General features: G+C 68.5%; 8 protein-coding genes and 1 pseudogene. 3 read left to right on the top strand and 6 right to left on the bottom strand.

Annotated elements, in window-relative coordinates; translation table 11 throughout:
* Window positions 1-494 precede the first annotated feature (494 nt).
* Entirely contained in the window at window positions 495-971 is a 477-nt protein-coding gene (locus tag ACWDO5_RS34285) for an N-acetyltransferase family protein (protein ID WP_450534454.1), read from the top strand.
* 5 nt (window positions 972-976) lie between these two features.
* On the top strand, window positions 977-1381 hold the full coding sequence (locus tag ACWDO5_RS34280; protein WP_450534453.1) for a DUF5959 family protein: 405 nt from the start codon (window positions 977-979) through the stop codon (window positions 1379-1381).
* Here ACWDO5_RS34280 and ACWDO5_RS34275 read toward each other — a convergent pair.
* Together ACWDO5_RS34275 and ACWDO5_RS34270 are read right to left on the bottom strand one after the other, a co-directional pair.
* Window positions 1317-1861 (bottom strand): annotated as a pseudogene (locus ACWDO5_RS34275) (IS5 family transposase); the annotation flags it as partial. The gene ACWDO5_RS34280 and the pseudogene ACWDO5_RS34275 overlap by 65 nt on opposite strands.
* A gap of 120 nt (window positions 1862-1981) precedes the next feature.
* Window positions 1982-3478 (bottom strand): peptide MFS transporter, encoded by a 1497-nt coding sequence (locus ACWDO5_RS34270; RefSeq protein ID WP_450534452.1) that lies wholly within the window; start codon window positions 3476-3478, stop codon window positions 1982-1984.
* A gap of 194 nt (window positions 3479-3672) precedes the next feature.
* Between ACWDO5_RS34270 and ACWDO5_RS34265 the strand changes: the two genes are divergently transcribed.
* The gene (locus tag ACWDO5_RS34265; protein ID WP_450534451.1) at window positions 3673-4872 is read left to right on the top strand and encodes a cytochrome P450; all 1200 of its coding nucleotides are present in this window, start codon (window positions 3673-3675) and stop codon (window positions 4870-4872) included.
* Between the two features lie 67 nt (window positions 4873-4939).
* Here ACWDO5_RS34265 and asnB read toward each other — a convergent pair whose 3' ends face one another.
* Genes asnB through ACWDO5_RS34245 form a run of 4 tightly spaced genes read right to left on the bottom strand, consistent with a single transcriptional unit; the run spans window position 4940 to window position 8749 of the window.
* Window positions 4940-6781, bottom strand: coding sequence for an asparagine synthase (glutamine-hydrolyzing) (asnB, locus tag ACWDO5_RS34260; RefSeq protein ID WP_450534450.1), 1842 nt, complete (start codon window positions 6779-6781; stop codon window positions 4940-4942).
* A gap of 12 nt (window positions 6782-6793) precedes the next feature.
* Window positions 6794-7285, bottom strand: a complete 492-nt coding sequence (locus tag ACWDO5_RS34255) for a hypothetical protein (RefSeq protein ID WP_450534449.1) — start codon at window positions 7283-7285, stop codon at window positions 6794-6796.
* A gap of 2 nt (window positions 7286-7287) precedes the next feature.
* A complete protein-coding gene (locus ACWDO5_RS34250; protein ID WP_307660067.1) occupies window positions 7288-7527 on the bottom strand; it encodes a ferredoxin in 240 nt (79 codons plus the stop codon).
* Window positions 7528-7540: 13 nt separating this feature from the next.
* Window positions 7541-8749, bottom strand: coding sequence for a cytochrome P450 (locus tag ACWDO5_RS34245; protein ID WP_450534448.1), 1209 nt, complete (start codon window positions 8747-8749; stop codon window positions 7541-7543).
* Window positions 8750-9000: the final 251 nt, after the last annotated feature.

Here is a 9000-nt window from a genome sequence, read left to right as displayed (position 1 = left end):
GATACCACCCGCCCATCCCCGGACACCGACCCAAACCGGATAAGAAACCGGTCTGAAGATCACTCTCAAACCACGCCGGTGGATCGAGGCTAAGTGGTCGGCGTTGGAAGTCCTTCCCGGGTTGATCATGCTGCCAGGCCGACGGAGGATTCTTCCTGGTGATCGGTGGTGTCCCGGTCGAGCCTGGCCAGCAGATCGTCCAGGTCGGAGGTGGTGAACTTCCACTGGAACGGCTGTGCTGTGGCGTTGTAGCGATCTTCGAATGCTCGGAGCCGGTTCCTGACCTGGCTGAGGTCGGTGAAGTCGTTGGGCGTGAGGACCTTGCGTTGGACGACGGAGAAGTAGACCTCGACCTACCCTCGACCTGTAACGCTGCGACAGGCAGAAGCAGCCCAAGGTCAACCCGAAGGGCTTCCGAAGACAACCAACTTCATGGTCGGGACCTTCGGAAAAATCGGGGTTGCTGCCACTGATCGCTCTTTTAGACTGCGGGCATGATCCGTGCTTGCCGCGTCGACGACGTCCCCGCTATACGCAAGATGATCCGTGATCTTGCGGAGTACGAGAGGGTCGCGCATGCGGTGCACATCACCGAAGAGGACCTGCACACTGCGCTGTTCGGGGCGCAACCGATCGCTTTCGCGCACCTGGTTGAGGACGACGGAACGGGCGAGCTTCTCGGGTTCGCCCTGTGGTACCTCAGTTTCTCCACCTGGCAGGGCACTGGCATCCACCTGGAGGACCTCTACGTACGGCCTCAGGCCAGGGGCAGTGGCCTGGGCAAGGCGCTACTGCGCGAGCTGGCCCGGATCTGCGCAGATCGCGGCTACCGTCGGCTCGAGTGGTGGGTGCTGAACTGGAACGAACCCGCGATCAACTTCTACAAGTCGCTGGGCGCCGTTCCCCTTGATGAGTTGTCGGTCTTCCGGCTCACCGGAGACCCGCTCACAGATCTCGCTGCATCCGGCTGATCAAGATGCGCCTGACTGGACGGCACCGGCTTCCGTCTGGACTTCGCCCCCGACCTCTGCTGGCACACGCCTCTACACGCCTCATGGCAACCCCCGAAGGACTTCGCGCGCGGACGACCAAAGAACCGCTAAAAAATGGATGGTGGATGCACCCCTGCCGGGACGAGGATCTTGCGATACTCGCCGATGAAGGGGTAGCTATGGGCGACATCGTTCCGGGGGAGCTCATCTCCCTTGCCGATGACGAGGGAAACAGCGTTACGGTCAACGTTCTGGGACGTAACCCCAGGTGGGTCGCCGGCCTCGATGCCGAGATCGTCGTCAGGACGCCCTTCGCATGGCGTCCGGGCGGTGGCGCGGCCGGCCGCGCTTGCCCCGCACTGGCTGCACCGCCTGGAGCAGCGGAATGAGTTGGGTGACCTCGTTGCGGTTGCCGCCGGTCAAGCCGGCGGCGAGCGGGATGCCGTTGGCGTCGGTGATCAGGTGGTGCCTGCTGCCCGTCCTGTCCCGGTCAACAGGGGGCTTCGTCCCGTCTTCGGGCCCCCTTTAACGCCCGGAGTGGGAGCCGTCCACCGCAGCCCGAGGAAAGTCCAGAGCGTTCGCGCGGCGGAGCCTGACGAGGAGGGCTTCGTGGAGCCGGGGCCACACGCCGCCTCGGTCCACTCGGCAAGTCGGCGCCAGCACGTCATGCCCGATCCGAAGCCGAGCTCCAACGGCAGGTGTTCCCAGGCGATGCCGGTGTGCAGCACGAACAGGATGCCCTGGAACACCAGCCGATCCGGATGCCGCTTCCGTCCGGGATGACGTGTCCGACGCTCCACTTTCGGCAGCAGCGGTTCGACCACCGCCCACAGCTCGTCCTCGACATGCCACGGCTTCGGTCGAGCCACCCCACACCCCCGGATCAACAGCCCGGAGTGATTCAACCATCGCAAAGATCATTTCGTTAGGAGTTCTAAGCCCCGCCGGCGATTGCGGCGCGGGCCCTGGGGCGGAGCGCCAGGGTCGGCCTAGACGCCCAGGCGGCGGCGCAGGCGGCCCGCGGCACAGGCCAGTGCTATGCCCACCGCAGCGGCCAGCCCCGCCATCACCAGGAAGTAGCCCGGCCCCGGCAAGTTGTCCTCCGAGAAGCGGACGGCCTGGCCGCCAACCCCCGCGCCGAGCGCCGCCGCGAGCCAGAAGACGCCGATCATCTGGCTGATGAACGTCGCCGGGGCCACCTTGGTGGTGACGCTCATCCCCACCGGGGCGAATGACATCTCGCCGCAGGCCTGGAACAGATACGCCACCAGGAGCCACAGCGGCGTGACATCCTTCCCGTCCGATGCGGCGACCGTGGCCAGCGCCATCACGACCAGGCTCATGCCCATGAAGCCCAGTCCGCAGGCGAGTTTCGCCGGGGCGCCGACCCGGTCCCCCAGCCGCACCCACAGCCGGGCGAACACCGGCGCCACCGCGATCATGAACAGGGGCACGGCGGACTGGAACCAGCTCGCGGGGATCGTGAAGCTCCCCAGCGTACGGTCGGTCGACACCTTGGCGAACAGGCTGAAGACCGAGCCGCCCTGCACAAAGATCATCCAGAAGATCGCGGCGGCCAGGAAGACCCAGATGTACGCCTTCACCCGCTGCCGCTCCTCGGCCGTCACCTCCCGGCTGCGCAGCAGATACCAGAAGCAGGCGACGGTGGCGCCGATGGCGAACATCCCAGCCAGCATCAGCACATGACGGAGCTTCAGGGTCCCCGCGACGGCGTCCGCGCCCAGGATCAGGCCCACCACCGCGAAGATCACCAGCGCGCCGCGCACCACCCGTCGGCGCTCCTGCGCGCCGGCCCGGCGTGTGGGCTCGCGGCCCACCTCACCGAAGTGCGCACTGCCGCGTACGTACTGCAGGATACCGATCGCCATGCCGAGCGCGGCCACACCGAAGCCCAGGTGCCAGTCGACCAGTTCACCCAGCGCCCCGGTCACCAGCGGTGCGACGACCGCGCTGATCTGGATGCTCATATAGAAGATGGAGAAGCCCGCGTCGCGCTCGGCGTGCGCGTCGCGCGGATAGAAGGCGGCGAGCATGGTGGCCAGGTTCGGCTTGAGCAGGCCGGTGCCCACGGCCAGCAGTCCGAGACCTCCGTAGAACGTGGGCACGCTCGGCACCGCCATGAAGCAGTGGCCGAGAGCGATGGTGATCCCGCCGTACAGCACGGCCTTGCGCGCCCCGAGGATCCGGTCGCCGATCCAGCCGCCGGGCAGCGAGGCCATGAAGACGGTGGAGAGGTAGACCCCGAAGAGGGCGGCCGCGGTGCTGTTGCCGAGGCCGAGGCCGCCGTCGGCCTTCGGCTCGGAGGCATACAGGAAGAGCAGCGCGGCCATTCCGTAGAAGCTGAACCGCTCCCACATGTCGGTGCCGAACAGGGTGATGAACCAGCGTGGCCAGCCGAGGAAGGTGCGCCGGCCGGGCTGCGGCTCCTGCTTCTGGGCCACCGGAGAAGTGGCGTCCGTTGTCATCGGTCCTCCTCATACGCGTATGTCCGCGCAGGCTGACACGGGTTCCTTGAAGCGGACTCGACGTCCCCGCTCGCGTCGAGCCGGGCTCCATCGCGGGTCGAACCGGGGCTGCCACGATCCGTTGGACGCTGTGCGCCCACCCCCTTCGACCAACTCGACCGACACATGCAGCCAGAACCAGAAGGAGTCACGCGATGACCGCTGAGGATCCTCCGCGCACCTTTCCGCTGCCGGCGCCCGACCCGTTGGAGCCGGCGCCGGAGTTCGCGAAGCTGCGCGAGTCGGAGCCCGTCGCACCGCTGACGCTGCCCACGGGCCACCGGGCATGGGTGGTGACGCGGTACGAGGACGTACGTCATGTGCTCGCGGACCCGCGGTTCAGCAAGGCCGCGCTGACCGCGCCGGACGCGCCGCGGTTGCTGCCGGTGGCCAAGGGCTCGAAATCCATCTTCACCATGGACCCGCCGGAGCACACCCGGCTGCGGAAGCTGGTCACCAAGGCGTTCACCGCGCGCCGGATCGAACAGCTGCGCCCGGCGGTGCGGCAGACCGCCGACCGGCTTGTCGAGGGCATGGCCGCCCAGGGAGCGCCCGCCGATCTGATCGGGCATCTGGGGCAGCCGCTGCCCATCACGGTCATCTGTGAGCTGCTCGGCGTACCGTACGGGGACCATGAGCGGTTTCGGGAGTGGACGGACGTCATGCTCAGCGTGTCCGCGGCCGCGCACGAGACGGTCATGGAGGCGCGTATCAGCCTCAACGCCTATCTCGCCGAGCTGATCGAGGCGAAGAAGGCGAAGCCCGCGGACGATCTTCTCACCGTGCTGATCGACGCCCGTGAGGAGGGCGACCGGCTGTCCGAGGAGGAGTTGCTGGCCTTCGGGCACACTCTGCTGGTGGCGGGCTACCACGCCACGACCGGCGAGATAGTCGGGGCGCTGATCACCCTGCTGCGCAAGCCGGAGCTGTGGGAACGGCTGCTCGCCGACCGGGAGTTGGTGCCGGGCGCGGTCGAGGAGCTGTTCCGCTTCTCGCTGGCGGGCGGCGGCGCCGGCGCGATGCGGATCGCCACCGAGGACATGGAGCTGGGGGGCGCCCTGATCCGGGCGGGCGAGGCGGTGCTGCCGGCGATCACCTCCGCCAACCGCGACGGGTCGGTCTTCGCGCAGGCCGACGAGGTCGACATCGCCCGTTCGCACAACCCGCATCTGACCTTCGGGCACGGGCTGCACCACTGCCTGGGTGCGCAGCTGGGCCGGATCGAGCTGCAGGAGGCGCTGGGCGCGCTCCTCGACCGGTTCCCGGGGCTGCGGCTCGCGGTGCCCGCCGAGGAGCTGGAGTGGGTGCGGGGCATGGCGTTCAAGCGGCCACAGACGCTGCCCGTGACCTGGTGACGGCAGGCACATACGACGGTGCCCCCGGCCATGCGGCCGGGGGCACCGTCGTGCTGCACCAAAGGTCTCAGAAGTCGAGGACCAGGTCGTAGGCGGACAGCCACTCGTTGATGTGCAGGGCCATGTCGACCTCGATACGGGTGAGCTTGCCGGCCGCCGTCTGGTCCCGCCGGACGTCCTCGACGACGGTCGGGTTGAGCAGTGGCAGCACCGGGGCGTCGCCGGCCGCCAGCAGTTTGCCGAACTGCTCCTGTACGTAGGCGTCGTAGGCGGTGTCGTTGGAGATCGGGTACCCCGTCTTGGGGCGGTTCAGGATGGACTCGGGCAGCAGGTCCTTGACCGCCGCCCGCAGCAGGCTCTTCCACTGGCCGTCGAAGGTCTTGAACTCGCGGGGCGCATTGAAGACGTACTCCTGGAGCCGGTGGTCGCAGAACGGCACCCGCACCTCCAGGCCCAGCGCCATGCTGAGGCGGTCCTTGCGGTCCAGCAGGGTGCGCATGAAGCGGGTGAGGAAGAAGTAGGTGCATTCGCGGAACTGCTTGTCCCGGCCGCTCTCGCCCGGCAGGTTCGGCATCCCCGAGACGGCCTGGCGGTACTGGTCCCCCTGGTAGGAGGGGACGTCCAGGTGGGCGGAGAGCGGTCCGAACAGCGCGGGCAGCCCGAGATTGTGGGCGAGGGTCCACGGCAGGGTGCCGGGCCGGCCGTACTCCGGGTGGTGGAACCACGGATAGCCGCCGAACAGTTCGTCGGCGGACTCGCCGGTCAGCGCGACGGTGGACTGGCCGCGGATCGCGCGGAAGAGCAGGTAGAGCGAGATGTCCATGCTGCCGGGGCCTGCAATGAGGACCGGCCAGTCCATGGCCCTGACCACCTCGCGCCGCACGGACGCCTCGATCATGTCGTCGTTGCCGAGCACGATGTGGTTGTGGTCCGCGCCGACGTGCTCGACGACCTCGTGGACGTACGGGGAGTCGGGTGTCGGGTGGGTGAGGTCGGGTTCGAAGTTGTCAAGATAGCCGGCGAAGTCGACGGCGAACGAGCGGACCTTTCCGCTGCCGTCCTGCCTTTTGGCGATGGCGGCGAGTGCGGTCAGGGTGCTGGAGTCGAGGCCGCCGGAGAGCATGGTGCACAGCGGCACATCGCTGACGATCTGCCGGGTGACGATGTCCTCGAGCAGTTCGCGGACGGTGCGGATCGTGGTGGGGAGGTCGTCCTCGTGCTCGTGCGCCTCCAGCTTCCAGTACCTGCGCTGCGTGCTGCCGTTCCGGCCGACCTTGAGTACGTATCCGGGGGTCAGCTCCGGCATGTCGCGGATGGCGCCGACACCGGGAGCCTTGGTGCCGGCGAGGATCTCCCGCAGGCCGTCGGCGTCGACGGTGCGGCTCGCGAGCCGGTTGGCCAGGATGGCCTTGGGCTCGGAGCCGAAGAGGACGCCACCGCCGGGCAGTTGCTGGTAGTAGAGGGGCTTGATGCCCACCCGGTCGCGTACGAGCAGGAGTTCTTCGCTGCGGGCGTCCCAGATGGCGAAGGCGTACATGCCGTTGAGCCGCTCGACGAACCCCTCGCCCCACTCCAGGTAGGCGCGCAGGACCACTTCGGTGTCGCTGCGGGTGCGGAACCGGTGGCCGCGGCCGACCAGTTCCTCCCTCAGCTCCCGGAAGTTGTAGACCTCTCCGCTGTAGGTGAGTGCGGCCAGGACGCGGCCGTTCTCCTCGGCCACCATGGGCTGGCGGCCGCCTTCGAGGTCGATGATGGACAGCCGCCGGTGGCCGAGGGCAGCGTGCTCGGTGATCCAGACGTCACCCGCGTCCGGCCCCCGCAGTGCCATCGTGTCGGTCATCGCCCGTACGGCGGTGGCCTCTTGGCGCAGATCACGTGTGAAGTCCACCCACCCAGCGATGCCGCACATGTTGGTCTCTCCTCAAAGGTCGTCGATGCCGAAGCGGGTGGCAGTCACCGTGGCGTGCACCGTCAGCAGGACCTTGCCGTCGGCGTCGACGGCGGTCCCTGTCCCCTCCGAGACGAAGGTCGTCGGCGAGGTCAGCTTTGCTTCGTGCCGGATCCTGACCTCGTACTGGAAGGCGCCGAGGCCGTCGGTCCACAGATGGCGCAGTACGAAGACGAATCCGGTCTCGCTCGTCCTGCGCCAGAGGCCGAGCCCGGTGTGCGATGCGTTGATGGTCTGTACCACGAGCTGCCCGTCGGCGCCGAACGAGAAGTGCGCTCGTTCGGTCTCGCCGGGCCGCTGGTCGATGCTCACCTGCACGGCCCACGCGCCCGCCGGGCCGACGGCGTTCGGGTGCGCGGCGGCGTCGGCGTCCGGTGCGGTGACAGCCGTGGTCAGGCCGGCGGCTGTCACCGCACCGGTGCCCATGAGCAGCCGGCGTCGAGTGGTCGACGGTCTGCCGGACATGGTCACTCCTCGTTGGGTACGACGGACCGACCGGTGTGCTGGTCGGTGACGGAGATGGCCTCCGCCGGGCAGGCTTCAACGACTTCGATCAACTCTCCGTCCGGGTCTACGAGTTCGTCGACCGGACGGGTGCGCAGCAAGGCGTCGACTGTGAAATAGCGCGGGGCCTGTGCGGTGCAGATGCCGCTGCGCTTGCACGCGCGGTCCACCGCGATCCGCCACTGGGGCGTGGACGTTGTCATGATCCGCCCGCCTTCACCAGGTGACCGGGAGGTTCGCCAGCGCCCGGGCGGTGAGACCCGTCTTCCAGGTCAGCCACTCCACCGGGACGGCGAGCCGCAGGGTGTCCGGCAGCTTCTCGATCAGTGTCCGCAGGGCGATCTGCATCTCGAGCCGGGCGAGTTGAGCCCCGAGGCAGTGGTGCACGCCGTAGCCGAAGGACAGATGAACGTTCGGGGTGCGCTCCACGTCGAACCGGTCGGGGTCGGCGAAGATCTCTTCGTCGTGGTTGGCCGATCCGAGCGCGGCGATCACCGCTTCGCCCGCGCGGATGGTCACGCCACCGATCTCGACGTCCTCGGTGGCCACCCGCAGCTGGGTGCCGGTGAAGACGAAGGGGTTGTGACGCAGCAGTTCCTCGACCGCGCCGGGCACCAGCTCCGGCTTCTTGCGCAGCAGCTCCAGCTGCTCGGGGTGCTGGAGCAGGGTGAACAGTGCGATGCCCAGGGAGTTGGAGGTGGACTGGTGCCCCACCGTCATCAGGATCATCGCGAAGTCGAGGAGTTCCTCCTCGGACAGCGACTGTCCTTCGTCGCGGGCGTGCACCAGGACGCCGAGCAGATCGTCGGTGGGCTCCTGCCGGCGCGCCTCGATCAGGCCGCGCAGATAGCCGACGATGTTGCCGCGGGCCTCGCCGACTTCCTCCCGGGTGTGGCCGCCGAGGCTGAAGATGACCTCACTCCACGCATGCAGCCGGTCGCAATCCTCGTACGGGACTCCGAGGAGTTCGAAGATGACCTTGATCGGCAGGCTGAGCGCGAAGCACGACATCAGGTCGACCGGGTGCGGGGCCACCAGCACCAGTCCGGCCTGCTCGTCGGCGAGTTGCTGGATCCGCGGCCGCAGCGACTCCACCCGGCGGGCGGTGAAGGCCTGCATCACCAGGCGGCGCAGCCGGGAGTGGTCGGGCGGGTCCATGCCGAGGATGGTCTTGGGCCCGGGGCTGGTGTTGCCCATCCGCGGCGCGCCGGACTGCTCGGCCGCGGCGCGGCTCAGGCGCGGGTCGACCAGCGCCTGGCGCACGTCCGCGTAACGGGTCAGCAGCCAGGCCCGGTCACCGGTCGGCAGGGTCACCCGGCTGACCGGTGCCTTGTCGCGCAGGCGGGAGAACTCCTCCGGCGGCTCGAAGCCCTCGGGCGGGGGGGCCTGGAACGGAAACGCGAGGAGCTCCTCGTCGATCGGCATCGCTACCCCTTCTCTGTCTTACGGTGCTGTGTCATCCCGGGGGCCGGCCCCCGGACCCTCTCCCCTCCGGGCTGGGGGACCCCCAGCCCGAAAGAGCGGGCCGACGGGGCCGGCCGGACCGGCATCGCGAGGTGACCTCGGTGCAGGGAGCCGCGGCGGCGGGGTGCGCACGGGGCGGGTGAGCGGCGACGTGCTGACCTTCACCGGCGGCCACACCTTCGCCAAGCCCACCTCGAAGGACATCTTCACCT

It is taken from the genome of Streptomyces sp. NPDC000880 (genome assembly GCF_053599675.1).
Note: the sequence above shows the minus strand (reverse complement) of the source record. Positions and strands in the feature narration are given on the sequence as shown.

Coding starts and splice junctions, on each gene's coding strand:
- ACWDO5_RS34285 (WP_450534454.1), top strand. CDS start 495: ATGATCCGTGCTTGCCGCGTCGACGACGTCCCCGCTATACGCAAGATG.
- ACWDO5_RS34280 (WP_450534453.1), top strand. CDS start 977: ATGCGCCTGACTGGACGGCACCGGCTTCCGTCTGGACTTCGCCCCCGA.
- ACWDO5_RS34270 (WP_450534452.1), bottom strand. CDS start 3,478: ATGACAACGGACGCCACTTCTCCGGTGGCCCAGAAGCAGGAGCCGCAG.
- ACWDO5_RS34265 (WP_450534451.1), top strand. CDS start 3,673: ATGACCGCTGAGGATCCTCCGCGCACCTTTCCGCTGCCGGCGCCCGAC.
- asnB (WP_450534450.1), bottom strand. CDS start 6,781: ATGTGCGGCATCGCTGGGTGGGTGGACTTCACACGTGATCTGCGCCAA.
- ACWDO5_RS34255 (WP_450534449.1), bottom strand. CDS start 7,285: ATGTCCGGCAGACCGTCGACCACTCGACGCCGGCTGCTCATGGGCACC.
- ACWDO5_RS34250 (WP_307660067.1), bottom strand. CDS start 7,527: ATGACAACGTCCACGCCCCAGTGGCGGATCGCGGTGGACCGCGCGTGC.
- ACWDO5_RS34245 (WP_450534448.1), bottom strand. CDS start 8,749: ATGCCGATCGACGAGGAGCTCCTCGCGTTTCCGTTCCAGGCCCCCCCG.